We start from the raw sequence: 26,233 nt of genomic DNA on the forward strand, positions 1-26,233 counted from the left end.
GACGTCAGATTCGGAAGTGAATATTTCTTCAGGAGGTGATGACCGTGGGTGGGACGCACAACGACCTGCACTCCGAGCAGGGCGCTCTGGCCGGCGAGCATCCGGGCCGGGCGGTGAACCCGGTGATCAAGGTGCACGACATCGCGTGGCTGGAGTTCCACAAGCCCGACCTGGAGCGCGCCGAGGCCTTCGCCCAGGCGTTCGGCTTCGTCACGTCGTACCGCGACGGCCGCGAGCTGCACCTGCGCGGTACCCAGGCGGGCGCGCCCTGCGTGATCATCCGCAAGGGCCGCAGGTCGCGGTTCCTCGGCCCCGCCTTCCGCGCCGCCGACCCCCGCGACCTGCTGCGACTGGCCGACGCCACCGGCACCCGGGTACAGCCGCTGCCTCAGCCCCTGGGCGGGTCCGTCGTGGACCTGCTGGACCCGGGCCGCCTCAGGGTCCGCGTCGTCGCAGACACCGACGACCTGCCCGCGGTGGCCGGGCAGCGGGCGCGGACCCTCAACGTCGACGGCGGCCTCGACCGGGCCAACGCCACGCAACGACCGCCCCGGGAACCGGCCGGCGTACGGCGCCTCGGGCACGTGGTCCTCCAGTCGACCAGCTACCTGCGCACGCTGAACTGGTACCTGGAGCACCTGGGCCTGATCGTCAGCGACTTCCTCTACTACGAGGGTCAGCGCGAACGCGGCCCCACGATGAGCTTCGTCCGCTGCGACCGCGGCCGCACCCCGACCGACCACCACACCCTGGCCCTCACACTCGGCCCCTCCAACCGGTACGTGCACTCGGCGTACGAGGTCACCGACCTCGACGCGCTGGCCGCCGGCGGCCAGCACCTGCTGGACGAGGGCTACCGCCGATCCTGGGGCATCGGCCGGCACATCCAGGGCAGCCAGATCTTCGACTACTGGCGCGACCCCGACGGCTTCCTGGTCGAGCACTTCACGGACGGCGACATGTTCGACTCCACCCTGGAGCCCGGCTGGGCGCCCATGACGGCCTCCGGCCTGGCGCAGTGGGGCCCGCCGGCCACCAAGGACTTCATGGGCACGGCCCCCGGCCGCGAGTCGCTGGCCGAGCTGCGCTCGATCGTCACCGCCCTGCGATCCGACGACAACGAGTTCGACTTCCGACGCCTGCGCGGCCTGCTGAAAGTGGCTACCTCATGACCATCTCCGTCCTTCGTACCTCCGACGCGTGGTGGGTCGCGCTCGACGCGCACCGAGCCGTCCCGGTGGAGACCTCCGCGACGACGACCGCCGAACTGCTCGACGACGTGGTCACGGTCCACATGGCCCTGGCCGAGGCCCGCTCGGGCACCTCGGCGGCCGAGCCTCGCCGCATCGCCGCACTCCCGCTGCTCTCCCCGGTCACCGCGCCGTGCCGGGTGGTCGCCCAGATGACCAACTTCGTCTCCCACGTCCGCGACTCGGGGATGAACCCCGAGAGCGTGCCGCTGACGTTCTTCCGCAAGACGTCCGGCTCCATCAGCGGCCCGTTCGACGAGATCGTGAAGCCCGCCCACGTCCGCTTCCTGGACTACGAGATCGAGCTCGGCCTCGTCGTCGGACGCCCCCTCGACGTCGGCGCCACCGTGACCGCGGCCAACTGGAAGGACCACATCGCCGGCCTGGTCATCACCAACGACGTCTCCGCCCGCGACGTACAGCTCCCCAAGACACAGTTCTACGAGGCCAAGTCCTACCCGACCTTCACCCCGGTCGGCCCCGCCCTGGTCCTGCTCGACGCCGGCGAACTCGACCGGCTCTGCGAGCTGGAGCTGGTCCTCAAGGTCAACGGTGAGATCCGCCAGAACAGCGACCTGACCGACATGATCTACAACCCGCTCCAGGCCCTGAAGGAGCTCTCCCGCTTCCAGGCCCTCGCACCGGGCGACCTCATCCTCACCGGCACGCCCGGCGGAACGGCCCTCAAGGCGCCGCCCAAGCCGGTGGAGATCATCGGTGCCCTCCTGCCCCCGGCGATCAAGTGGAAGGCGTTCTTCAACTCCCAGGCGAGGAACGAGAGGTACCTGCACGACGGTGACGTGGTGGAGCTGTCCATCCGCACCCCCGACGGAGCCCTCGACCTCGGCACCCAGCAGAACAAGGTGAGGTACGCGTGACCACCGAGACCCCTGCGGCATGGCCGCGCTACGACCACCCCGACGACCTGGCCGTCATCGAGGCGACCCCGCTCGCCGATCGCGGGCTGCCCGGCACCTCGTACGACCTGCTGCGGCGAGCCGCCGAGCAGTGGCCCGAGCGGCCCGCCGTCACCGTCCTCCCCGACGCCGCGTCCTGGCGCACGCCCAGCAGCCGCACCTACGCGGACCTGCTCGCCGACGTGCACCAGGCGGCCAACGCCCTGCACCGGCTCGGCGTCCGCCGCCACGACACCGTCGCACTGTTCGCCCCGAACTGCGACGAGCTGATCACCGCACTCCTGGCCGCCCAGCTCGCCGGCATCGCCACCCCCGTCAACCCGGCACTCGCCCGTGACCATGCCACCGAACTGATCCGCCGGGCCGGCGCCCGCGTGGTTGTCACCGCCTCACCGGAGCTGGACCCCGAGGCGTTCGCGACCAGTGCCGAACTGGCCCGGCAGGGCCTGGTGGACCACGTCCTCGTCCTGCGCCCCACCGGCGGGCGGCAGGACCGCGCGCCGCTGCCGGCGGTGGAGAACGCCACTGTGGCCCACCTCACCGACGCCGCGGCCGGCCTGCCACGCGACGGCTTCATCGGAGAGCCGCCCACCGGCACCGGTCTCGCCGCCTTCTTCCACACCGGCGGCACGACCGGAGCGCCCAGACTCGCCGCCCACACGCACGCCAACGAGGTCGCCGACGCCTGGATGATCGCGGCCAACTCGGTGCTCGACGAGGACTCGGTCGTGTTCGCCGCGCTGCCGCTGTTCCATGTCAACGCCCTCGTCGTCACGCTGCTCGCACCGCTGCTGCGCGGCCAGCACGTCGTCTGGGCCGGGCCGTTGGGCTACCGCGACCTCACGCTGTACGCGGAGTTCTGGCGGATCGTCGAGCTCTACCGGATCGCCGCGATGAGCGCCGTGCCCACCGTGTACGCGGTGCTGGCCACGTGTCCCGTCGGCGCAGCGGACATCGGCTCGATGCGGTGCGCGATGGTCGGCGCCTCCGCGCTGCCCGACGGCGTGCGCACCGACTTCGAGACCGCGACCGGGATCCCGCTCCTCGAGGGGTACGGCCTGACCGAGGCCACCTGCGCCAGCGTGCGCGGATTCCTGGACGTGCGCCGACCCGGCTCGGTCGGCCAGCGGCTGCCGTACCAGAACATCAGGATCATCGACGCGGACACGGGCGGGCAGCGGGCGACCGGCGAGGTGGGCACCATCCTGATCAGCGGCCCCACCGTCTTCCCCGGATATGTCCAGGGCCGGGCCGCGGACGGCTTCCTGATCAGCGGTCAGGGCAAGGTGACCGACGGCTGGCTGGACACCGGCGACCTCGGGTACCTCGACGAGGACGGCTTCCTCTACCTCACCGGGCGTGCGAAGGACCTGATCATCCGAGGCGGCCACAACATCGACCCCGGGGTGATCGAGGACGCCCTGCTCTCGCACCCCGCGGTCACCGCGGCCCAGGCCGTCGGACAGCCGGACCAGCGGGCGGGCGAGGTCCCGGTGGCCTATGTGACGGTCACCGACCCCACCGTGAGCGAGGACGACCTCCGCGCCTGGGCGGCCGCACACGTCAGCGAGGCAGCCGCCGCCCCCAAGGCCGTACGCGTCCTCGACGCGCTCCCCGTCACCGCGGTCGGCAAGCCGTACAAGCTTCCCCTGCGCGCCGACGCGGCCCGCCGTGTCCTGACCGGCGTCCTCGCCGACATCGACGACGTGGTGGGTGTCGGCGCCGAGGCCGACTCCGGGTCGGTGAAGGTCACCGTCACACTGCGCGACTCGGCACCGGCCCGCGCTGTGGCCGAAGTCGAGCGCCGGGTCGGCAACTTCGCGGTGCCCTGCCGCGTCGTCGGACAGCACCGGGGGGACGACTGAGGTACTCCCACACGCACCTGGGGGCCGGCGACCGACTCCCCACCGTGGCACCGGCGCACGGCTCGGCCGCCGTGGTGGCGGCCTGCCTCACCGTCCTCCTGTCGACCACCAGGCCACCTGACCTGCGCGGACGGCATTTTCGTCGGCCCGGTTCCAGCTTGACCCGAAAGTGTTCCGAACTCGCCAAAAGCGGTCCGGAAGTCGTCTGGACCTCTCAGAAGTCTTGAACCCGCCTGTCCGGATCTGCTTGGGTGACGGACCAATGGCCGCCGTCCCGGCGGCCTGTAGGGGGAATGGTTTTTGTGCTGGGCCGGCAACGGGGGAACGAACGCGCCCTGCGACAGCGGTGGGCACCGACGCGTCGAGGGCGATCAGGGCCGATGACCGGGGACCGGGCATCGCGGCATCGCCTCGCGTGCGGGGGACGCGACGGGCGACCGTACCGGGACGGCGTGCCGTCCGGCTGGACTCCGCCCCGCCACTGACCAGGCAGGCGGGCCAGGCATCCCGGCCGCACATCATTCACACCCTTCATGCAGACCAGGGGAAGGTGCATGAGGTACTTCCGTCTGCTCGTCCTGGGCAACGGCATCTCGGCGTACGGCAGTTACCTGAACATGGTGGCGCTGAACGTCTTCGTCTACGACGCCACCGGCAGCGCGCTGGCCGCCGGTCTCTTCATGGCCGTACGCCTGGCGACATCCGTCGTGTCGGGCTGGGTGAGCGGCCGGCTCGTCTCCGTCCACGACCGCAAGCGCCTGATGGTCGGCGCCGACCTGTGTCAGGCCGTGGCGCTGCTGACCTTGCTGCTCGCTCCGGACGGCACACGCACCGGCTTGCTCTACGTTCTCGCCGTCGTCACCGGCGGCTGCTCGACGCTCTCGCAGGTGGCCCTGCGCAGCAGCATCCCGGAGATCGTCGGCGCGGAGCACCGTGTGCGCGCCAACGGGCTGCTGGTGACGGGCCGATCCCTCGCCATGATCGCCGGGTTCGCCTCGTCGGGCGTGGTCGTGGCGGAGCTCGGCTACTCCGCGGCGTTCGCGCTGGACGCCGCGACCTTCCTGGTCTCCGCGACGATGCTGTTCCTGCTGCCCGTCCGCACCAGGGCGGCGGGGGACGCTCCCGGCGGCGGCTCCACGGAATCCTCCGGCGCCACGCGCTGGACGGTCCGGGTGATGCTGGGCACGGCCCCGCTGCTGATGGCCATGATCGCGATCAGGGCGGTGGACGGGCTGGGCTCCTCGTCCCACAACGTCGCCCTGCCCATCTACTCCAGCAGCCTGGACCCCGACCATCCGGCCACGTTCATCAGCCAGTTCTGGGCCACCTGGGCCATCGGCAACATCGTCGCCCAGCAGGTGATCGGCCGGGTCACCAAGAAGACCGGGCGGACCCCGGGGGAGCGGGCCTTCGCGCTCGGCGCCTGTGTGATGTCGGCCGGGTTCATCGTGGTCTTCAGCGGACTGCCGACCGTGCCCGCGGTCATCGCCGCGCTCGTGGCCGGAGCCGCCGACGGCTTCACCGAGATCGTGTACGTGTCGAGGCTCCAGGCAGCCCCGGACGACCAGCGCGGCCGCCTCTTCGGGCTCTCCGCGTCGGCGGAGAACACCGGCTTCGGACTCGGCATGCTCGTGAGCGGCGCACTGCTGGAGACGTTCACCCCGCTCCAGGTGGTGGCCTCCTTCCACGGCCTGGCGATCGCCCTGTGCACGGCCCTGCTCCTGCTGCTCCTCGGCCGGCGCGGCACACGCGAGGGCGACGGCGAGGAAACGACTGGCCGGGACACATCCACGGTGCCGGAGGGACAGGGCCGATGACCACGAACGAACCCGACCCGCGGATGGCCGTCATCGGCATGGCCTTCCGGCTGCCCGGCGGCGACACGCCCGAGGAGTTCTGGCGCGTCATCCATGACGGCACGGACTGCATCACCCGCTTCACGGACGAGGAGCTGTCCGCCGCCGGGGTTCCCCCGGAGGAGTACCGGGCGGACGACTTCGTCGGAGCCTCCGGGGTGCTGGACGACATCGCGGGCTTCGACGCCCAGCACTTCGCGATGAGCGCCCGCGAAGCCCGACTCACCGACCCCCAGCACCGCATGTTCCTGGAATGCGCCCAGCACGCCCTGGAGAACGCCGGCTATCCGGACGAACGGGACGGCACCCGCGTCGGCGTCTACGCCAGCACCGGATACCACCTCTACACACTCCAGAACTACCTGCTCAACAACGTCCTGCCGCACGAGCCCGCCTCCGACTGGACGACGGGTCTGCAGATCACGGTCGCCAACTACGCCGACTTCACGGCCACCCGGGTCGCCTACCGGCTGGGCCTGACCGGACCCGCCGTCAACCTCCAGACGGGCTGCTCCAGTTCGCTGGTCGGGGTGCAGGCCGCCGCGCAGTCCCTGCTCCTGGGCGACTGCGACATCGCCCTCGTCGGCGCCACCGCCCTGCATGTGCCACAAGTCCTGGGCTACCGCTACGTCAAGGGATCGATCCTCTCCAAGTCCGGCCGGCTGAGGGCCTTCGACGCCGGAGCCGACGGCACCGTGGGCGGGACCGGCGTCCTGGCCGTCGTACTGAAGCGGCTGACCCGGGCGGTGGCCGACGGCGACACGATCCACGGCGTCGTCCGCGGCTGGGGCATCAACAACGACGGCGCGGGCAAGACGGCCTACACCGCCCCCAGCGCCCAGGGCCAGCACGCGGTCATCCGCCAGGCCCTGCGGCGCGCCGGCGTCGGCGCGGACACCATCGGCTACCTGGAGACCCACGGCACGGGCACGCTCAAGGGCGACCCGATCGAGTTCGACGGTGCCACCGGTGCCTACCGCGAGGACACCGACCGCACCGGCTACTGCGCCCTCGGCTCGACCAAGGCCAACATCGGCCACCTGGACGTCGCCTCCGGGCTCGCCGGACTCGTCAAGACCCTGCTGGTCCTGAAGCACGGTGTCATCCCGCCGATGGCGAACTTCAGCGAGCCCAACCCGCGCCTCGACCTCGACCACAGCCCCTTCTACATCCCCCGGGCCGCCCGGCCCTGGCCCCGGAGCGACGTACCCCGCCGCGCGGGCCTCACCTCACTCGGCGTCGGCGGCACCAACGTCCACCTGATCCTGGAACAGGCCCCCGCCCCGGCGCACCGGGCCGACGCCGCCGCCCCCGCGGACGTGCTCCTGGTCTCCGCTAGCAGCGAGGGCGCGCTCGCGGACAACGCCCGTGCCTTCCGCGACCGGTTACGCCAGCCGCCCGCACCGCACATGGCGGACCTCGTCACCAGCGCCGCCCTCGGCCGCTCCCACGGCCGCCACCGGCTCGCGGCCCGCGGCTCCACCCCGGCCGCCCTCGCCGACGCCCTCGACGCCTGGCTCGCCGGCACCGCGGGGGCGACGGTCACCACGGGAACGACCCCGCAGGAGGGTCCCGCCCGCATCGCCTTCCAGTTCACCGGGCAGGGCAGCCAGTACCCGGGGATGGCCGACCACCTCTACGAGCGTTGGCCCGCCGTACGCGACGTGCTCGACGCCTGCGAGCGGCCCTACCGCGACCTGACTGGCGACTCCCTGCTCGCCGCCCTGCGCACGGACGACGTACCGGAGCAGCGGCCGACGGACGAGCGGCCGTCGGAGGAGGAGCCGTCCTGGGGCACGGACACCGCGCAGCCCGCGCTGTTCGCCCTGCAATGCGCCCTCGTCCGGCTGTGGCACGACGCGGGCATCGAGCCGTGCACCGTGACCGGACACAGCGTCGGGGAGTACGCCGCGCTGTACGCGGCCGGAGCCCTGTCGCTCGACGACGGCCTGCGCCTCACCACCGAGCGCGGCCGGCTGATGCAGCAGCGCTGCGCCCGCGGCGCGATGGTCGCGGTGACGCTCGACCGGGAGTCCGCCCTCGCCCTGGCCGGTGAGGTGCCGGGCCTGGAAGTCGCCGTGACCAACGGGGAGCGCGCCCAGGTGCTCGCCGGGACGGCCGAGGCCGTGGACCGGGCGTGCGCCCTGCTGGACCGGCGCGGCACACCGGGGCAGCGGCTGGCGGTGACCCGCGCCTTCCACACCGCCCTCATGGAACCGATGCTGGACGAGTTCCGGAAGGTCCTCGACGACGTGACCTTCCGGCCGGTGCGGATCCCGTTCGTCAGCGCCGTGGACGGAGTGACCCGGCCGCCCGGCTGGACCCCGGACGCCGACTACCTCCTGAGGCACACCCGAGAGCCCGTTCGTTTCGACGAGGCCCTGCGCGGCATCGGCGCCCGACAGCCCGACGTCCTGCTGGAGATCGGGCCGCACACCACCCTCAGCGGACTGGCCCGCCGCGGGCTGCCCGCCGTGCCGTCGCTGCCGTCACTGCGGCGCGGCACCGGGCTCGGCTCCCTCTGGGGCGCGGCCGCGGGGCTGCACTTGGCGGGGGCGGACATCGGCTGGCCGGCGCTGCTGGCCGGCACCGGGGGCCGGCGCATCCCCCTGCCCGGATACCGATTCCAGCACAAGCACCACTGGACAGGGCCCGAGTCGACGGCCCTCAGCACAGGAACACCAGCGAGCAAGGGAGCCGAAGTGGTTGAGCAAGAGGCAGCGGTCGCGCCCGTACTCCACAGCATCGTCGAGGCGACGGCCCGGCACCTCGGCGAGGATCCGTCGGCGATCGTCGGTGACGCGTCCTTCTTCGACCTCGGCGCCGACTCGCTGCTGATGATCAGTGTGCTGCGGGAGCTGGAGCAGGAGCACCAGGTCAACGTCACCATGCGGCAGTTGTTCGAGGAGACGGGTACACCGCGGCGGCTCGCCGAGTTCATCGTCGCCCGCATGCCGGGTGCCACGACCGGGACGGCGCCGACCGAAGTCGCGGTGGAGCGGACGGGGTTGGCGGAACCGGCCGCGCCCCGCTTCGCGCCGCCCGCACCGGCTCCGGCACCCGCACCGGCGCCTCTCCACCAGCCCGCGCCCGTCGCCCCCGCCGCCTCCGCATCCGCGTCTGCACCCGAGTACGCGACCCGTGAGGAGCTGGAGGACCTCGCCCACAAGATCCAGCAGATGTCGCAGATACAGCTCCAGATGATGTCCCAGCTCTCCCAGCTGCTGGCCCTGCAGACCGCCTCGGTCACGGAGCGGCTCAACGGCAAGGTGGCCAAGTGACCGGGCTGAACGGCATATCCGCCGCACTGGACCAGGACCTGGCGGCGATGACCGACCTCGCGCAGCGCATCGCCGAGCAGATGGGCGAGGCGGCCGCGCCGGCCCCGGAGCGGCCCCGCGTCCACGGCCCCCGGGTGTCGGTCGCGAGGGACACCGGCATGGTGCAGGACCTCTCACCGCACACCCAGCAGGACCACCTGGCCGACCTGGTACGCCGCTACACGGCCAGGACGCCGACCTCCAAGCGGATCGCGCAGCGCTACCGCCGCGTCCTGGCCGACAGCCGTGCCGTCGTCGGATTCCGCAGCGGCACCAAGGAGATGCTGTACCCGATCGCCGGCCACCGGGCGAGCGGGGCACGGCTCCAGGACGTCGACGGCAACGAGTACGTCGACATCACGATGGGCTTCGGTGTCCTCCTCTTCGGCCATGAGCCGGACTTCGTCACCGAGGCCGTCCGCGAGCACCTCTCCCGCGGCATCCAGCTCGGCCCGCGCAACGTCGAGACCGGCGAGGCGGCCGAACTCCTCGCCGAGCTGACCGGCCTGGAGCGCGTGGCCTTCGCCAACTCCGGTACGGAGGCGAACTCCGCGGCCATCCGACTGGCCCGCGCCGCCACCGGCCGCGACAAGATCGTCACCTTTCTGGGCGCCTACCACGGCCACGCCGACAACGTCCTCGGCCGCTCATCGGGCACCGGCACCGACCGGCTCACCGTGCCCGTCTCCCGAGGCATCCCGCAGGCATCCGTCTCCGATCTGCTGGTGCTCGACTACGGCAGCGACACCGCCCTGGAGACGATCGCCCGGCACGCCGGCGACATCGCCGCGGTGGTCGTGGAGCCGGTGCAGAGCAGGCACCCCCAGCTCCAGCCGGTCGAGTTCGTACGCCGCCTGCGGGAGCTGACCCGCCGCCACGGCATCGTGCTGCTCTTCGACGAGATGCTGACCGGTTTCCGCCCCGCCGCGCGCGGCGCGCAGGAGCTGTACGGCGTCACACCGGACCTCGCCACCTACGGCAAGCTGCTCGGCGGCGGCTTCCCCATCGGGGCCATCGCGGGCCGCGCCGACATCATGGACGGCGTCGACGGCGGCCACTGGTCGTACGGCGACGACAGCTATCCGCCCGCCGACACCACGTTCTTCGGCGGCACGTACATCCAGCACCCGGTGTCCATGGTCGCCGCGCGTGCCGTGCTGACCCACCTCAAGGAACACAGCCCCCGTCTCCAGGAGCGGCTCAACGCGCGCACCGGCGAACTGGCCGCCACGCTCAACGGGTTCTTCGAGGCCGAGGAGTTCCCGCTGCGGATGAGCCACTTCGGCTCCCAGTTCCGCTTCGAGCACCGCGCCGACATGGAGCTCCTCTACCACCACCTGATGCTCCGCGGCGTGCACGTCTGGGAGTGGCGCAACTTCTTCCTGTCCACCGCCCACTCGGACGGCGACATCGAGTTCGTGGCGGACGCCGTACGGGACTCCCTGCGCGAGCTCCGCGCCGCGGGCTTCTTCCCGGGCGGACGACCCGTGGCGCCGAGGACCGCACCACCGAAGCCGGTTCCGGCCGCGCCCGCGCCGACACCGGTGCCGAAACCCGTACCGGCAGCCCCGCCGGAGCCCGCCCCGGCACCCGCCCCGGTGGCCTCCATGGCGTGGAACGCCGCGGCCGTCACGGGCTCCCGCCCGGCTCCCGTCGGCGAAGTCGCCCCGCGCACCGCCGACTTCAGCGTCTACTTCTTCGGCGACTACCCCCAGGACGCCTCGGCGCCGCGGCACGACGGCCCGTACGAACTCCTCATGGATGTCGCCCGTTTCGCCGACCGGCACGGCTTTCACGCGCTCTGGATGCCCGAGCGCCACTTCCACTCCTTCGGCGGCCTCTTCCCCAACCCGGCGGTGCTCGCCGCAGCGCTGTCCCGTGAGACCGAGCGCATCCGCCTCAACGCGGGCTCCGTCGTCCTGCCGCTGCACGATCCCATCCGGGTCGCCGAGGAGTGGTCGATGGTCGACAACCTCTCCGGCGGTCGCGTCGGAATCGGCGTCGCCAGCGGCTGGAGCGCCAACGACTTCGTCTTCTTCCCCGACCGGTTCGGCCGGCACAAGGAGCTGATGTACGAACAGCTGGAGGAGGTGCGCACGTTCTGGCGCGGGGACGGCATACGCCGGGCCAGTGGCGACGGCGAGGCCGAGGTGCGGCTCTTCCCGCGTCCGGTGCAGGACGCCCCGCCGATGTACACCGCGGTCGTCGGCAACCCCGCGTCGTACGAACTCGCCGCCCGCCACGACCTGGGCATCGTCACCAACCTGATGACCCAGAGCGTCGAACAGCTCGGCGAGAACATCGCCCGCTACCGGCGTACCCGCGCCCGGCACGGCCTGGACCCGGACGCCGGGCGGGTAGCCGTCCTGCTGCACACCTACCTCGCGGACGACCACGACACCGCGCGGACCGAGGCGTACGAACCGCTGTCCCGCTATATGCGCGCGTCCCTCTCCGTGTTCAGCGGCGTCACCAACAGCCTCGGACACAACATCGACCTGGCCGCCCTGAGCGAGGACGACCTGGAGACGGTGTTCCGGCGGGCCTACGGCCGCTACTGCGACCAGCGGGCTCTGATCGGGACCGTGGACAGTGTTCGCCCGGTGGTGGACGCGGTCACGGCGGCGGGTGCCGACGAGATCGTCGCCCTCGTCGACTTCGGTGTCGCGCCGGACGACCTGCGTGCGGGCCTGCCGCGCCTGGACGCGTTGCGCCGCCGGCACAGGCAGTCGTCCGCCGTCCGCCCGGCGCCCGCCGCGGACCGGGTGCCTGCCCCCGTTCCCGCCGAACCGGCTCCCGTGGACGCGCCCTTGTCACCCGGCCAGGAACGGATCTGGTTCCTGGAGCGCCTGCTGCCCGGCCGTACCGCCTACAACGAGATCAAGGCGATCCGCCTCGACGGCCCCCTGGACGTACCCGCCCTGCGCGCGGCGCTGCACGGTGTCGTCGCCCGGCACGAGGGCCTGCGCACCGTCTTCCGGGAGACCGGAGGCGAGCCACGCCAGGTGGTGCGGGCGGCCGCCGAGCCCGACTTCGCGGTGATCGACGGCACCGGCAGCCCTCGCACCACGCTCCAGGACGTCCTCGCGGCCGAGAGCGCACGCCGCTTCGACCTGGCGGACGGCCCGCTGTTCGTGACGCGGCTGGTGAGGCTCGCCGAGGCGGAGCACGTCCTCGTGCTGTCCCTGCACCACATCGTGGTCGACGCGGCCTCCGCGACCGTCCTCGCCCGGGACCTCTCCGCCCTCTACCGAGGCGAACGCGACGGCACGGCACCCGAACTGCCCGAGCTCACCTGGAGCTACGCCGACCACGCCAGGGAACAGGCGGCGTCCGCGAACAGCCCCGCGGCCGACGAGGACCTGGCCTACTGGCGCCGCACCCTCGGCGGCGACCTGCCCGTCCTCGCCCTGCCCGCCGACCGGCCCCGCCCGACGACGATGACCTCCAACGGCCGGGCCGTCTTCCACACCCTCGACCCGGAACTCTCCCGACAGCTGCGCGAGTTGAGCCGCGCCCGCCGCAGCACGCTGTTCATGACCCTGCTCACCGGGTACGCGGCGATGCTGCACCGGGTCACCGGCCAGACCGACCTCGTGGTCGGCACCCCGATCTCGGACCGCCCCGAGCGGGCCGAGAACCTGCTCGGGTTCTTCGTGAACACCCTCGCGCTGCGCCTGGACGTGTCCGGCGATCCCGCCTTCGGCACGCTGCTCGACCGTGTGCGCTCGGTCGCCCTCGACGCGTACGACCATGCGCGGGTGCCCTTCGAGACGGTGGTGCGCGAACTCGCCCCGCCCAGGGCGGTGGACCGGACGCCGGTGTTCCAGGCGTTCGCCGAGTACCAGCGCGCCGAGCCGTTCCGCTTCGACCTGCCCGGCATCGAGGCCACACCGATGGACGCGGGGCCCGACAAGTCGCTGACGGATCTGACCGTCTACTTCACCGACCAGCCGCACGGCGTGCGCTGCCATCTGGAGTACAACACCGACCTGTTCGACCAGGAGACCGTCGAGCGGTTCTTCACCACCTTCCGGGACCTGCTCGCGGCGGCGGTCGAATACCCCGAGGTACCGCTGTCCCGGCTCGCCCCGGCGACCGTCGACACCGCCGCCGACGGGGACCCCGTACCGCTCTCCTGGCAGCGCGGCGCGTCCCGTCCGCTCGCGGACACCACCGTCCACGACCTCGTCGCCCGCCAGGTGGCCGCCCAGCCGCACAGCCCCGCCGTGATCAGCGCGGACACCCGGCTGACCTACCGCGAACTGGACGACCGCGCCGAGCGCTTGGCCGCCGCCCTGCGGGAACGGCACCCCACGGACGGTGACGCGGAGGTGGTCGCCCTCTGGCTGCCGCGCTCCGCCGACCTCGTCGTCGCCATGCTCGCCGTGCTCAGGACGGGCCGCGCCTATGTGCCGCTGGACCCGTCCCTCGGCCGGGCACGCGCCGAGCAGGTCATCGCCGAGTGCGGTGCCCGGATCGTGGTGTCGGAGCACACGGAGACGGCCGCTCTGACGCTGCCCGCGGGCGTGTGGGTCGTACCGCCGGACGCGACCGCGGCGCACCCGCCGCGCCCCGCTTCGGTCACGGGCACCCCCTCAGCCTGCTGTGTCCTCTACACCTCGGGCAGCACCGGCACGCCCAAGGGCGTCGTCGTGGCCCACCGCGCGGTCGTCGACCTGTGCGGGTGGCACCACCGGCGCTTCGCCTTCACCCCGGCCGACCGCAGCGCCCTCGTGTGCAGCCAGAGTTTCGACGCCTCGATCATGGAGATCTGGCCGGCGCTGACCGCGGGAGCGTCGGTCACCATCGCCGACGAGGACGTCCGCCGGGACCAGCTCGCCCTCGCCCGGTGGTACACCGACCAGGGCGTCACCTTCTCCGTCCTGCCCACCGCCCTGGGCGAACAGCTGCTGCGGCTGCCGCCGGGTGACCAGCCGCCCCTGCGGCACCTGCTGCTGGGCGGTGACGTGCTGCGCACGCGGCCACGCCCCGAGGCGCCGTACGAGACGGTGAACGTGTACGGGCCCACCGAGATCACCGTGCTGTGCACCACGCAGACCGTCTCCGCGCACAGCGACGATTCCGCCCGTCCGATCGCGATCGGACGCCCCGTCGACAACGTACGGCTGAGCGTGCTCGACGAGTCGGGCAGTCCGGTGCCGGTCGGCGCGGTGGGGGAGTTGTACGTCGGCGGCCCAGGCGTGTCGCTCGGCTATCTGCACCGCCCCGAGCTCACCGCCGAGGGCTTCCTGCCCGACCCGGACGGCGGTCCGGGCGCCCTCAGGTACCGCACCGGCGATCTGGTCCGCTGGACCGGCGACGGGACGCTGGAGTTCTGCGGACGGGCCGACGACCAGGTGAAGATCCGGGGCTTCAGGGTCGAGCCGGAGGAGGTCTCCCGGGTACTCAACGCCCTGGACGGCGTGCGCGAGGCGTCCGTACTGGCCCGCCGCAACGACCATGGCGACGCCTACCTCGCCGCCTACGCCGTCCCGGGCGACCCCGTAGGCGAAGCCGCCGACGACCGGCAGGCCTACGCGGACCTCCTCGCCGAGGAACTGGCGGCGCGGCTCCCCGAGTACCTCGTGCCGCGCGCCTGGCGCATCCTGCCCGCCCTGCCCGTGACGGGCAACGGCAAGCTGGACCGGGTCGCGCTGCCGGCCCCCGACCTCGTCACCACGGCACCGCCCCGCCGGCCCGGCGCCGCCGGTGGGGAACCGGAGACCGGTCAGCGGTCGGGCACCGAACGACGGGTACGGGAGCTCTGGGCGGACGAGTTCGGCATCGATGCCGACGGCATCGCGGCCGACGCCTCGTTCTTCGACCTGGGCGGCCACTCGATCACCGCGATGCGGCTGGTCAACCGGGTCAGGGAGGAGTTCGGCACCGACTACCCGATGCTGAGCTTCTACCAGGCGCCGACCCTGCGGGCCATGACGGCCCAACTGGCCGCGGACACGGGCGTACCGTCCGGGTCCGACGACGGGACCGGTGCTCCCGGCCTCGTGGAGCGCCGCGCACCCGCCACCGCGCAGCAGGCCCGCTTCGCCACCGTGCACGCGGAGCACCTCCTCCCGCAGGTCTTCAACGTCGCCCTGCGGATCACCCTCACCGGTGACCTGGACGTGGCGGCCCTTCGCACCGCCCTGACCGGGCTCGTCGAGCGGCACGAGGGCCTGCGGACCCGGCTGGCCCGCGGCGGGGACGGCTGGGAGCAGCAGGTGCTGCGGCCCGGGCAGGTGGAACTGCCTGTCGAGGACCTCACCGCACGGCCGGCCGAGGAGCGGCGGCCCGCCCTGGAACGGGCCAGTGCGAAGGCGGCGGAGACACCGATCGATCCCACCGGGCAGCCGATGGCGCTGCGCCTGCTGCGCACCGGCGACAGCACCTGGGTCCTGCTCCTCGTCCTGCACCACTCCGCCTGCGACGGCTGGTCTGTCAGCCTGCTGCTGAAGGAACTGGCCGCGCTCTACGGCTCGGCCGTCACCGGAGCACCCCACACCCTGCCGCCTGTGCGGTGCCAGCCTGTGGAGTACGCCCGGTGGCAGCGGGACCAGGGCGACGGGGCCGCCGACGAACGGAAGGTGGCGTTCTGGCTGCGCGAGCTCGACGGAGTGCCGCTCACCGTCGACCTGCCGCTGGACCGGCCCCGGCCGAAGACCGCGAGCGGACGGGGCGGTGTCGTGATGTTCACCGTCCCGGCCGGGACGCGGGCCGCCGTGGAGCGGCTGGCGAAGGAGCGGGGGACGACGCCCTTCGTGGTCACGGTGGCGGCCCTGGGACGGATGCTCGCGCGGAAGTCCGGACAGGACGACGTCGTGTTCAACATCTCCTACGCCAACCGCGAGCGCCGCGCGTTCGAGTCCCTGCTGGCCTGCACGGGCACCGGGTTCGCGCTGCCGGTGCGGGACGGCGCCGCCGGTTCCTTCACCGAACTGACGGACCAGGTCGCCCGTAGGGCGGTGGAGTGCATGGACCGGGCCCTGCCGATACGCCGGATCGCCCCTGCCCTGCGGGAGCGCACGGGCGTCGAGGTGCCGGACCGGCTGGACGTCGGCTTCGCCTACCAGAGCTCCCTGGAGACGGAGGTGGAACTGCCCGGGCTGACCACGGCGATCGAGGACCTCGCACCGGCCGCGGCGCGCACGGAGCTCTCCTTCGGGCTCGTCCCGGCCGGCGACGAACTCACGGGGTTCGTGGAGTACTCGGCCGACCTGTGGGACCGCGGCACGATCGAGGGCTGGACCCGCGACTACGTCGCCCTCCTGAAGGAGGAGGCCGACCGCGCCCCCGGGCGCTGACGCTCACGCGGCGCTGCTGCTCCGGGGCATCCCGTGCCGGCAGGTCACGTCGTGCTCGCTGCCGAGGCTCGTCCACCATCGTTCGCAGCACGCGGAGTCGAGCTCCGCACGGACGATCGCCTCGGCGGCGTCGCCCCCGCGCCCGGTTCGCGAGACCAACTCCAGGAGCCAGCGCCGCTGTTCGCCGATCACGGTCTCCCGTACGACGGCGATGATCGGCACGATACTGGCGGCGGCGAACAGGCACGCCGCCCATACGGGGCCGTACCGGACTTCGAGGACCGAGGTCCAGGCGAGCCCCGTGCTCGTGGCGATGTAGAGGGAGCAGAGGAGGCGGCTGGAGCAGTTCATGGGAGTACACCGTCCTTGGGGAGGATCGATACCCCTTGTCCAACTGCTAACGGCCCGTGTGGACTCGGGTGATTTATCCCACCGTGACTGACGACGTCCCCCTGAAGGCGGCCCGGTAGGCGTGCGGCGTGGTGCCGACCACCCGGCGGAAGCGCTCACGGAACGCCGTCGGTGACCCGAACCCCGCCTGCCGGGCGATCCGTTCGATCGGGTGGTCGCTGTTCTCCAGCAGGTACTGCGCCCGCCGCACCCGCGCCCGCAGCAGCCACTGCAGGGGCGTGGTACCGGTCTGCTCGCGGAACCGGCGGCTGAAGGTGCGCTCGCTCATCCCCGAGCGCACCGCCATCGCTCCCAGGGTGATCTCCCCGGCCAGATGGTCCTCGATCCACTCCAGCAGGGGTTCGAGCGCCGAGCCGCGCGGTACGGGCGGGTGCTCGTGCACGATGAACTGCGCCTGCCCGCCCTCCCGTTCCAGCGGTACGACGGACATGCGCGCCGTGTGCGCGGCCACGGCCGACCCGAGGTCCCGCCGGATCATGTGCAGGCACAGGTCCAGTCCCGCGGCGGCTCCGGCGGAGGTGAGGATCTGACCGTTGTCGACGTACAGCACGTCCGGCTCCACCTGGACGTCCGGGAAGCGCCGTGCCAACTCGTCGGTGGCCATCCAGTGGGTGGTGGCGCGCAGTCCGTCCAGCAGTCCGGCCTCGGCCAGGACGAAGGCGCCCACGCACACGGACGCGATCCGCGTGCCGGCCTGTGCCGCCTGCCGCAGGGCCTTGATCACGGCGGGCGAGGGCGGCCCGGTCTCGTCGCAGCCCGGCACGATGACGGTGTCCGCGTCCGCCAGCCCGTCGAGCCCCCGCTCGATCCGCAGGGCGAAACCCTCCGTGGGTACCTCCGGGGACTCGGCGCACAGCCGGACCCGGTAGGGGCTGCGGCCGTCCGGCAGCCGGGTCCAGCCGAACATCTGGAAGGGCGTCGCCATGTCGAACGGCACCACGTTGTCGAGAACCAGGATCGCCACGGTGTGCATGAACGACACCCTAGGCGGATTCCCGCCAGTGCCATAAGGCCAGGTCACATGAGCCGGGTGTGCTGAGAGGCGGGGCGGAGCTGTTGGCGGGAACCCGTTGGAAGCTGTCGTTTCAGCCTCTGTTCGGGCACCTGTGAGATCCCTAGCGTGGGGCGGGTGACCAAGATCCTCCTCACTCTTCACGTCCTGGCCGCCATCGTCGCCGTCGGCCCCGTCACCGTCGCGGCCAGCATGTTCCCGCCGGCCGCGCGCCGCGTCCCGGCGACGGACGGGGCGGTGGCGGTGGGCACCGTCCAGCTCCTGCACCGCATCTGCCGTGTCTACGCGGCCATCGGGGTGTCGGTCCCCGTCCTGGGCCTGGCCACCGCCCTGGCGATGGGGGTGCTGGGCAGCGGATGGCTCATCACGTCCGTCGCCCTGACCGCCGCGGCCGCCGGGATCCTGATCGCCTTCGTCCTGCCCCGCCAGGAGGAACTCCTCGACCGGTTGCACGCCGAGAAGGCGGTCGAGCACGCGGCCACGGTACGGCTCGCCATGTTCACCGGCGTCTTCAACCTCCTGTGGGCGACCGTCACCGTCCTGATGATCGTCCGGCCCGGCTCGACGACGGGTGCCTGACCCGGCCGGTGGGCGGGTCTCGTGAGGGTGCCGTAGTGCCCCTGCGTCCGCCGTCAAGCGCTCTGGCAGAATTCGTACTTCAGTGTGCGTCGGCGCCTAGAATCGACAGCCGTGCCCAAATGCACACAGGGCCACGACATGAAAGGCGCGTGACGGGTGTTCCAGGATTCTCCCATCTACGACCGGCTCATCGCGGAGCGCGGCGACATCCCCCTCCAGGTGCGCAGGGAGGCCGAACGCGTCAGCAGGGAAGTCGAGTTCGCCATGCAGCCGCTGCTCCAGTCCGGCGGCGGCCACGCGCCGGCTCCCGGACGCCCGGCGCCGTCGGCCCCGACCTGGCAGCGCAGTGCCCTGCCGCCCGGGCCGCAGCAGCGCTGAGCCCGGTCAGGGGACCTTCGCGCTCGCCCCGTTGGCGTGTGGCTGTTCCCCGGAGGCGGGCCGGGCGAGCCACTGGGCGATCCCCAGCGATATCGGCTGGCCCGTGTCCACCTCGATGAACCCGAACTGACCCGACTGGTTGCACTCCAGGAACCACCACGTTCCGTCGGCGTCCTCGACGAAGTCGAAGGCGCCGTAGGCGAGTTCCGCCTCCCGCATATAGCCGCGGACCGCCTCGGCGACGCGCGGTGCGACCTCGACGGGGTACCACGGAGCCTCGGACGCGGCGAAGCGGACGTCCACCTCGGCCTCCGCCTCGGTCGTCGCCTTGCCGGCCGCGAGCAACTTCTCGCCCACCACGGTGAGCCGGATGTCGGCCCGCTTGTCCACCCGTCGTTGCAGCAGGGTGGGCCCGAGCGCGACGGCGGAGAAGTCCGCGTCCGGGGCCACCCTGCTGGTCGGCACCGCCCGGGGCGGATCCTGCGGATGCGTCCCGGACACCGGCTTGACCACCAGATCCGGGTAGCGCTCGGCGAACTCGCGGGCGGCCTGCGGGAAGGACGTGATCAGGGTGGCCGGAACGGGCAGACCGCACCGCTGGGCCAGCCGCAGCTGCCACGGCTTGTAGCGTGCCCGGCGCGCCGCGTCGGGGTGGTTCATCCAGCGCACGTCACAGCCGCGGAGCATGCCGTACAGCGCCTGCCCCGCCTCCTCCGTCAGCCACGCGGAGGGCGTGGCCGCCCGCGCCGCCGCCACTCCCGGTCGGCGCATCCATATCGACCGCAGCCCGTTGATGCTCACCAGGCGTCCCGCGGACGACAGATGGCCGCGGAAGGCACCGTGCACATACTCGCCCGACAGGGCGACCCCGCCGGTCAGGTCGGCGGGGTCGAGCCGGACCACCGGAACGCCGGACGCGTTCAGATGCACGACCACCATGTCCGCCGTCACGTCTTCTTCGTTCGTCACAATCAAGACGGTCATCGTCGGCGATCTGCGTTCAGTCGTCGAAGTGGGTCTTGGAGCCCGCCGTGGATGTCGTGGTCCCCAACTCCCGCAAGAGCGCGTGATCACGAGCGGCTATCCGCCCGTCACACAGCACGTTCAACTGCAGACCGGAGTCGTAGACGTACGCAGCGGTGACCTCCAACTCCGCCGCCGGCCGTGCATAGTTGAGCGCGAACGGTTGCATCGTCTCTCCCTCACAGGTGCTGCTCCGATCGAGCCGGGTCACCCAGTGGCGTCACTCGGCCGCCGACGCACTCAGGGTCCCTCTTACTTAAACGAATCGAACGAGTGATTGGTTTCCTTACTTTCTGTAATCAACGGCGTCCGGCGGTCCCGCTTCGGGAGAACGGCGCAGGGTACGCAGTGCCAGCAAGAGCACGCCGATGTCGTCCAGATACACCGGATCGGGCACCAGATCGGCGGGCAGCACGAAGTACAGGACGGCGCCCCAGAACACCCAGCGGGGCCCGGTCGGCAGCCCGGCGCGCTGCATCAGTCGCCGGGTCCGCACGAGCCGCACCAGCAACCTGACGGCCACGGCGAGCACGACGGCCGCCAGGACCACGGCGACGACGATCACCTCGGTGGTCGACCCCACGGACCCTCCTCCTGCCGACGGCGCGCACCGATGCGCACCTGTCGGTCGGATTCCCCCAAGCGGCAGGTGCATTGCATGGCGGCCGTCACTCGGCCGCACACCATCACTCGTCAGGACGGAAGACGCACAATCGGCCCGGTCACCTGCTCGTGCGGGCGCGCGGCCCGTCCACCCACGCTCCGAAGCGAGCCCGCTCGACGCAGTACGCCCCACCACGGATCCGTCGCAGGAGCCCTACGCCCACGCCCCACGGCACGCGGTGCCGCTCCGCGCCGGGCCGAGGACTAACGGTCCGCCGCCTCCGGCTGCTCCTCGGCGGCCCTGCCCTCCTGCGTGTCGCCCGGGTCGGAGACGGGCTTGCGGGTCCGGGCGGAGCCCTTGAGGCGTTCGAAGGTGCGGGTCAGCTGCTGGAGCGGGGACGCGGCCGGGGCGGCGGACGGCTGGGGGCGGGGCTCGGGTACGGCGTCGGCGGACTCCCGGAAGGCGACCAGCGCGGCGTGCGCCTGCTCGGCGGCCTCCCGGTACAGGTCGCGGGACCTCGTCATCGAGTCGAGCGCCTCGGCGTACATCGCCACGAGCCTGCGTTCCCGGTCGAGTTCCTCCTCCAGGGTCAGCAGCCGCCAGTCCTCGCGCAGGGCGGTGACGGCCTCCTCGGCGCCGTCCGGCGACGGGCGCGGCAGCGCGGCGAACCGCGTCACGGCGTGGATGAGCTCGGCCGGCTCGGAGCCGTCCAGGAAGACACTGCGTACGGCGAAGTCGTCCGCGTCGTAGTCCGCCGGTGCCGGAGACCCGGGCAGCACGGCGGCACCGCCCCGCGGCACCTCCACGCCGAACTCCCGCAGCGCCCAGTTCACGACGCGCAGCTGGCTGGGCGCGGCGCGATGCTCGACCACCCGGTGCCGCAGGCCCGGCGGGAGCATCCCGGCCAGCGGCACACGGCCGCGCTGGTCGGTCGTCATGGCCTCGTGGACCACGACATGGATGTTCCAGCGGTCGCGTGCGGAGTCCCGCAGGACGCGCCGGACGGCCTTGTCGTCCGCGGGCAGAGGGTTGATGTCCGTCAGGAGCAGGCCCGTGGCCGCCTCGTGGTGCCACGCCGCGTCCGGTTCCCGCGGCCAGAACATGGTGACCGGGGACGGCCACCGAGGATCCCAGGGGGCCTCCGCCTCGGCGACCAGTACCCACTCCTGCCCGCTGCCGGAGCCGTGCTGGACGGTCAGCCGCGCGCGGACGGTCACCGACCCGGCTACCCGCCATCGGGCCTCGAAGACCCGTTCCTGGGCGCCCTCGGTCTCGGGGAGCTCCAGATAGTCGTCTATGGCCCGACTGTCCTTGAGCTGCCGCAGACTGAGCCGGAGTACGTCTTCCGCGGCGGTCCCGGCGTGGCGGCCACGGGCCGACCACACCGAAGGCGGAGTGGTGGGGCGGGTACTGGAAGAGCTGGGCATGAGTCCATCTGCTGAGCGGGGGCACGTGTGCGTACCAGTATCGTCGCCGCAGGTGGATCCGGGCCAGCTGGGGTCCGCACACGGGGTGTGCGCGCTCCGCACCGGCCGAGGGCCGCTCACTCGTGGTCCGTACCGCGTCCGGTCATCACAATGACTCGGTGAGCAGGACCCGCCCACCATCCGCGTTGGGGCGGGTCCTGCTCACGCGCGGCCCGCGAGCGGTCAGCCGTGGTAGGTGATGTAGCCGTTCCCGTCCCGGTCGTTGCCGCTCTTGGTGTACGCGTGCGAGTCGGCGCCCGCGCCCGAGGGCTTGTACAGCTTGATGGTGTCCTTGTCGTTGTTCCACAGGAAGTTGCAGTTGTCGCGGTACACGACGTTCTTGCTGTCGGAGTCGGTGCCGTGGCCGCCGCGGAGCTTCACGTAGTCGCCGGGCTGCAGAGAGTGGTTCGCGGTGAAGACGAACTTGTTGGTGCTGCTGGCGTCCCGCACGACGTAGCCCTTGAGGTTCACCGTGGTGCTCGACGAATAGTTCTTGATCGTCAGGTATTCCTCGTCGGTGTTGCCGGTGGAGCAGTTGTTGGAGTCGCGGCCGGGCGCGTCGTACTGGATGCCCTTGACCTTCAGCGCGGACGAGTACTCGGTGGCCTGGGCCGGGGCGGCGGAGAGCGCGGCGAGCGTGCCGGCCGCGACCACGGTTGTGGCGGCGATGCGTATACGCATGGAGAAAATCCCCCCTGTGTGGAACTCCTGTGAAGATCAGGAGTGTATGCAGCTCATACGGGTCCTGGGGCGACTTCACCGGAATGTGAGACAAAAGCGCTTCAGTGCGGGTAGGCCCGCGGTGGCCGCTGACGCGGGAGCTCGTCGCGGAACTCCGCGATGACCGAGCTGATCTGGCGCATCAGGGCGGTGTTCCCGAGCCGGTCGAGATAGAGGTTGCGCCGGGCGAGGGCGAGCGCGTCGACGCAGAAGTACAGGGCCATGAGCGGATTGACGAACAGCTCGCTGTCCTTGGTGCGTTCGGTGAACCGGACATCGCCGAAGTCACCGCGTACGGCGGCGGCGACGGAACCCTGGACGATGCTCGGGTGGTCCGGCGTGGCCCGCTAGGCGTGCTCGACCGCGTCGAGGAACAGGCTCCCCTCGCGGCTCTGACGCGGCAGCGAGAACGTGCCGAGGTAGCCGCCCTCCCGGTCCAGCGCGGCGAGATTCTCCAGCACCAGGGAGTGGTTGACCCCGTGGTAGGAGTCCACGCCGAACCCGAGACACGCCACGAGCCGCACCGCGACCTCGTCGAGCCCGGCCACGGCCGCCAGGCTCGCCATGTCCTCCTCCGGGGTGCCCAGCCCGTGCTCGTCGCCGCGCATCAGGATGTCGGTGCCGCCGTCCACCAGCACGATGGCGTCCACACCGCCCAGGTGCGCCAGGAGGGCCCGGTAGGCGGCCGTGAGCGGCTGGACGCCCGTGCGGGGAAAGGCGTACACCGTGTCGGGCAGGTCCTGGAGGGCGAGCCAGCGCGCGAGAGCCCGCTCGGGGAAGTAGTCGCCGCGGATCGTGGTGTCCGGGCGTATCGCCGCGACGTCGTGGTCCACCCACACGTCGAGGTCCAGCCCGTACAGCTCCGAGAAGGACAGGCTGGCCAGATGGACCTCCTTGCCGGCCGCCTGGAGGGCGAGGGCCAGCGGCACACCGGCGTACACGTCGAAGCCGCCGCCCGCACCGGCGACGAGCACCCGGCGCGCATCGCGCAGCCGGGTGAAGAAAGGGGGCTCCAGGAGTGAGAACACCGGGGGACGTTAACAGGGGACGATCACCTCGGAGAACGGGAAATCGAGAGAGGGCCGGGGAACGAACCCCGGCCCTCCCGCTGCTCCTTCGGCGACGACTTACGCGCCGCTCTCCCGCAGCATGTCCTCGCGCTCGACGATCTTCACGCGCTCACGGCCCTGCGGCTCGCCCAGCGCCTTCTCGGCGGCGTCGAGCTTGTACCAGCCGTCCCAGGTGGTGAAGCGGATCTCGCGCTCGGCGAGGAACGCCTCCACGGCCTCCGGCTCGGGCGAATCCGGCGTCTGCAGACGGCCGTTCGCGAAGTCGTCCAGCAGGTTCGACACCGTCTCGTTGGCGTCGCCCTTGGTGTGGCCGATCAGACCCACCGGACCGCGCCGGATCCAGCCGGTGACGTACGTCGACTGGAGGTGCTCGCCGCTCTCCTGTATGACGCGGCCGCCCTCGTCCGGGACCGTGCCCGAGTCGATGTCCCAGGGCAGCTTGGGGAGCTTGTCGGAGAGGTAGCCGACGGCACGGTAGATCCCGGTGACGTCCCAGTCCTTGAACTCGCCGGTGCCCTTGACGTTGCCGGTGCCGTCGAGGGCGGTGCGCTCGGTGCGCAGACCGACGACCTTGCCGTCCTCGCCGAGGATCTCGGTCGGCGACTCGAAGAAGTGCAGGAACAGCTTGTGCGGCCGGTCGCCGACGTCGCGGATCGCCCAGTTCTCCAGGGTCTTGGCGACCATGTCGGCCTGCTTGTTGCCACGCCGGGTCTCGATCGAGCCCTCGTCGTAGTCGATGTCCTCGGGGTCGACGATGACCTCGATGTTGGGGGAGTGATCCAGCTCGCGCAGCTCCATCGGCGAGAACTTCGCCTGCGCCGGGCCACGGCGGCCGAACACGTGGATCTCCACGGCCTTGTTGGCCTTCAGGCCGTCGTGGACGTTCGCCGGGATCTCCGTCGGCAGCAGCTCGTCCGCCGTCTTGGCCAGGACGCGGGCCACGTCGAGGGCGACGTTGCCGACACCGAGGACGGCGACCTTCTCCGCTTCCAGCGGCCAGGTGCGCGGCACGTCCGGGTGGCCGTCGTACCAGGAGACGAAGTCCGCGGCGCCGTACGACCCGTCGAGCTCGATGCCCGGGATCGGCAGCGCACGGTCGGCCGTGGCGCCGGTCGAGAAGATCACGGCGTCGTAGAACGCGCGCAGGTCGTCCAGGTTGAGGTCGGTCGGGTAGTCGACGTTGCCGAAGAGACGGATCTGCGGCTTGTCGAGCACCTGATGGAGGGCCGTGATGATGCCCTTGATGCGGGGGTGGTCGGGCGCCACGCCGTAACGGATCAGGCCGAACGGCGCCGGCATGCGCTCGAAGAGGTCGATGGACACGCCGGGTTCGGCGGCCACGTCGGACTTGAGCAGGGCGTCGGCGGCGTAGATCCCGGCCGGGCCGGCTCCGACAATGGCTACCCGCAGGGGGCGGGGCATGATCAGGGTCCCTTCGAGCGGTGACAAGCGATCTCGTCGGGAAGCCTAAGCTAAGGCAAGCCTAAGTCGGTACGCGGGTCCACTCTATGAGCTCATAAAGCTACTTTATGAGGCATCGGGGCCGTGCCGGTCACTCTCTCACAGCGCCGAGAGGGGGGTCCGGCGAGGTCCGGCGCCCCGTTTCCGGGGCGCCGGGTGCCGCTCAGTCGATGTGGTAACTGTCCCCGTACACCTTCCAGTCGAGCGGCGGATCGAGGTCGAGGTTGCCCTCGCGCAGGAAGACCCGCTGGGCCGTGTCGACCCGGCTGGTGTCGCTGTGGGCCTCCTCCTGCTTCATGGCCCACACCCGCGCGTCCAGGTAGGCGTGCAGGTAGGCGACCTCGTCGCCGCCCTGCGCCGGCGGCCGGGCCCGGTTCAGGGCGCGCCCGCGGATGCTGCGGAAGCTGGTCGGGTCGGTGCCGTCGCCGTGCATGACGATGGCGTCGTAGTACGCGAACTGGCCCAGCACGCCCAGCCCGTCCGTCCTGCCCTGGCGCACGGCCGGACCGAAGTACACACGGTCGCGCTCGTCGTCCTGCGCCCGCCGGAACTGCTGGTCCTGCGCGGCCCGGGCCCAGTCGCGCGGGAAGCCCGGGTCGAGTCCGTCGTGCGAGTCGGTGCCGTTCACCCGGCGCAGCGCCGGGAGGTAGGCGGCGAGGACGTTGCCGGGGCGGCGGTCGGTGTACAGCTCGACCAGGTCGAGCATGTCGCCCGTGCCGGAGCAGAAACCGATGATCCCGGCCGTGTAACCGCGGCCGTCACCGATGTCCTCGATGTACCTGTACTGCGCTTTCCAGTCGAGCGAGGAGTTCTCCGCGCTCGACACCAGCTGCATGGCGATCTCCTTCTTCGCCGGGTCGTCGAGCCCCGCCGCGGCGCAGAGCGCGGCGGCGGGAGGGGGATCGAGGAACGGGGCCGACGCCAGGGACGCGCCGAACAGGGCGAGGAGAGTGCGGCGCGACGTGCGCGCGGGGTGCTTCACGGCGGCTCCAGGTGA

The 26,233-nt window shown here is 71.8% G+C and carries 17 protein-coding genes and 1 pseudogene; 8 read left to right on the forward strand and 10 right to left on the reverse strand.

Annotated elements, in window-relative coordinates; genetic code table 11:
• Window positions 1–38 precede the first annotated feature (38 nt).
• From ACFU95_RS31025 to ACFU95_RS31050, 6 genes are all read left to right on the forward strand, one after another.
• Window positions 39–1,172: a VOC family protein gene (locus ACFU95_RS31025; RefSeq protein WP_383834102.1), complete on the forward strand. Its 1,134-nt coding sequence runs from the start codon at window positions 39–41 to the stop codon at window positions 1,170–1,172.
• Complete coding sequence (locus ACFU95_RS31030) at window positions 1,169–2,128, forward strand: fumarylacetoacetate hydrolase family protein (RefSeq protein ID WP_383834105.1); 960 nt, start codon at window positions 1,169–1,171, stop codon at window positions 2,126–2,128. The genes ACFU95_RS31025 and ACFU95_RS31030 overlap by 4 nt, the downstream gene beginning before the upstream one ends.
• Window positions 2,125–4,032, forward strand: coding sequence for an acyl-CoA synthetase (locus tag ACFU95_RS31035; RefSeq protein ID WP_383834108.1), 1,908 nt, complete (start codon window positions 2,125–2,127; stop codon window positions 4,030–4,032). The genes ACFU95_RS31030 and ACFU95_RS31035 overlap by 4 nt, the downstream gene beginning before the upstream one ends.
• A 554-nt stretch (window positions 4,033–4,586) precedes the next feature.
• Window positions 4,587–5,849, forward strand: a complete 1,263-nt coding sequence (locus ACFU95_RS31040; protein ID WP_383834111.1) for an MFS transporter — start codon at window positions 4,587–4,589, stop codon at window positions 5,847–5,849.
• Window positions 5,846–9,169, forward strand: a complete 3,324-nt coding sequence (locus tag ACFU95_RS31045; RefSeq protein ID WP_383834114.1) for a type I polyketide synthase — start codon at window positions 5,846–5,848, stop codon at window positions 9,167–9,169. The genes ACFU95_RS31040 and ACFU95_RS31045 overlap by 4 nt, the downstream gene beginning before the upstream one ends.
• Window positions 9,170–9,216: 47 nt before the next feature.
• Window positions 9,217–16,512 (forward strand): MupA/Atu3671 family FMN-dependent luciferase-like monooxygenase, encoded by a 7,296-nt coding sequence (locus ACFU95_RS31050; protein ID WP_383834267.1) that lies wholly within the window; start codon window positions 9,217–9,219, stop codon window positions 16,510–16,512.
• A 3-nt stretch (window positions 16,513–16,515) separates the two neighbouring features.
• On the opposite strand, the gene ACFU95_RS31055 is transcribed toward ACFU95_RS31050, so the two are convergent.
• Window positions 16,516–16,863 (reverse strand): hypothetical protein, encoded by a 348-nt coding sequence (locus tag ACFU95_RS31055; RefSeq protein WP_383834117.1) that lies wholly within the window; start codon window positions 16,861–16,863, stop codon window positions 16,516–16,518.
• Between the two features lie 73 nt (window positions 16,864–16,936).
• Window positions 16,937–17,896, reverse strand: a complete 960-nt coding sequence (locus ACFU95_RS31060) for a GlxA family transcriptional regulator (protein ID WP_383834120.1) — start codon at window positions 17,894–17,896, stop codon at window positions 16,937–16,939.
• Between the two features lie 156 nt (window positions 17,897–18,052).
• Here ACFU95_RS31060 and ACFU95_RS31065 point away from each other — a divergent pair, with 156 nt between their 5' ends.
• Window positions 18,053–18,514 carry a DUF2269 family protein gene (locus ACFU95_RS31065; protein WP_383834123.1) on the forward strand — a complete coding sequence of 154 codons (462 nt, stop codon included), beginning with the start codon at window positions 18,053–18,055 and terminating at the stop codon, window positions 18,512–18,514.
• A 156-nt stretch (window positions 18,515–18,670) separates the two neighbouring features.
• The gene (locus ACFU95_RS31070; RefSeq protein WP_383834126.1) at window positions 18,671–18,892 is read left to right on the forward strand and encodes a hypothetical protein; all 222 of its coding nucleotides are present in this window, start codon (window positions 18,671–18,673) and stop codon (window positions 18,890–18,892) included.
• A 6-nt stretch (window positions 18,893–18,898) separates the two neighbouring features.
• Here ACFU95_RS31070 and tgmB read toward each other — a convergent pair whose 3' ends face one another.
• The 8 genes and pseudogenes from tgmB to ACFU95_RS31110 form a co-directional block, all read right to left on the reverse strand.
• Window positions 18,899–19,876 (reverse strand): ATP-grasp ribosomal peptide maturase, encoded by a 978-nt coding sequence (tgmB, locus tag ACFU95_RS31075; RefSeq protein WP_383834129.1) that lies wholly within the window; start codon window positions 19,874–19,876, stop codon window positions 18,899–18,901.
• A gap of 16 nt (window positions 19,877–19,892) precedes the next feature.
• Window positions 19,893–20,084, reverse strand: coding sequence for a putative ATP-grasp-modified RiPP (gene tgmA, locus ACFU95_RS31080; protein ID WP_383834132.1), 192 nt, complete (start codon window positions 20,082–20,084; stop codon window positions 19,893–19,895).
• A 117-nt stretch (window positions 20,085–20,201) separates the two neighbouring features.
• Complete coding sequence (locus ACFU95_RS31085; protein ID WP_383834135.1) at window positions 20,202–20,498, reverse strand: DUF1232 domain-containing protein; 297 nt, start codon at window positions 20,496–20,498, stop codon at window positions 20,202–20,204.
• A gap of 284 nt (window positions 20,499–20,782) precedes the next feature.
• Window positions 20,783–21,946 (reverse strand): hypothetical protein, encoded by a 1,164-nt coding sequence (locus ACFU95_RS31090; RefSeq protein ID WP_383834138.1) that lies wholly within the window; start codon window positions 21,944–21,946, stop codon window positions 20,783–20,785.
• 222 nt (window positions 21,947–22,168) lie between these two features.
• Window positions 22,169–22,666 carry a lamin tail domain-containing protein gene (locus tag ACFU95_RS31095; RefSeq protein WP_383834141.1) on the reverse strand — a complete coding sequence of 166 codons (498 nt, stop codon included), beginning with the start codon at window positions 22,664–22,666 and terminating at the stop codon, window positions 22,169–22,171.
• A 101-nt stretch (window positions 22,667–22,767) separates the two neighbouring features.
• Window positions 22,768–23,733: pseudogene (locus ACFU95_RS31100) on the reverse strand (DUF1152 domain-containing protein).
• Between the two features lie 99 nt (window positions 23,734–23,832).
• Window positions 23,833–25,197 carry an FAD-dependent oxidoreductase gene (locus tag ACFU95_RS31105; RefSeq protein WP_383834144.1) on the reverse strand — a complete coding sequence of 455 codons (1,365 nt, stop codon included), beginning with the start codon at window positions 25,195–25,197 and terminating at the stop codon, window positions 23,833–23,835.
• Between the two features lie 202 nt (window positions 25,198–25,399).
• Window positions 25,400–26,218, reverse strand: coding sequence for a chitosanase (locus tag ACFU95_RS31110; protein ID WP_383834147.1), 819 nt, complete (start codon window positions 26,216–26,218; stop codon window positions 25,400–25,402).
• Window positions 26,219–26,233 lie beyond the last annotated feature (15 nt).

This window comes from Streptomyces sp. NPDC057623, from assembly GCF_042800355.1.
Taxonomy (GTDB): domain Bacteria; phylum Actinomycetota; class Actinomycetes; order Streptomycetales; family Streptomycetaceae; genus Streptomyces.

Bases quoted from the DNA above. Each gene is read 5' to 3' on its own strand.
- ACFU95_RS31025 (WP_383834102.1), top strand. From the start codon at position 39: ATGACCGTGGGTGGGACGCACAACGACCTGCACTCCGAGCAGGGCGCT.
- ACFU95_RS31030 (WP_383834105.1), top strand. From the start codon at position 1,169: ATGACCATCTCCGTCCTTCGTACCTCCGACGCGTGGTGGGTCGCGCTC.
- ACFU95_RS31040 (WP_383834111.1), top strand. From the start codon at position 4,587: ATGAGGTACTTCCGTCTGCTCGTCCTGGGCAACGGCATCTCGGCGTAC.
- ACFU95_RS31045 (WP_383834114.1), top strand. From the start codon at position 5,846: ATGACCACGAACGAACCCGACCCGCGGATGGCCGTCATCGGCATGGCC.
- ACFU95_RS31050 (WP_383834267.1), top strand. From the start codon at position 9,217: ATGACCGACCTCGCGCAGCGCATCGCCGAGCAGATGGGCGAGGCGGCC.
- ACFU95_RS31055 (WP_383834117.1), bottom strand. From the start codon at position 16,863: ATGAACTGCTCCAGCCGCCTCCTCTGCTCCCTCTACATCGCCACGAGC.
- ACFU95_RS31060 (WP_383834120.1), bottom strand. From the start codon at position 17,896: ATGCACACCGTGGCGATCCTGGTTCTCGACAACGTGGTGCCGTTCGAC.
- tgmB (WP_383834129.1), bottom strand. From the start codon at position 19,876: ATGACCGTCTTGATTGTGACGAACGAAGAAGACGTGACGGCGGACATG.
- tgmA (WP_383834132.1), bottom strand. From the start codon at position 20,084: ATGCAACCGTTCGCGCTCAACTATGCACGGCCGGCGGCGGAGTTGGAG.
- ACFU95_RS31090 (WP_383834138.1), bottom strand. From the start codon at position 21,946: ATGCCCAGCTCTTCCAGTACCCGCCCCACCACTCCGCCTTCGGTGTGG.
- ACFU95_RS31095 (WP_383834141.1), bottom strand. From the start codon at position 22,666: ATGCGTATACGCATCGCCGCCACAACCGTGGTCGCGGCCGGCACGCTC.
- ACFU95_RS31105 (WP_383834144.1), bottom strand. From the start codon at position 25,197: ATGCCCCGCCCCCTGCGGGTAGCCATTGTCGGAGCCGGCCCGGCCGGG.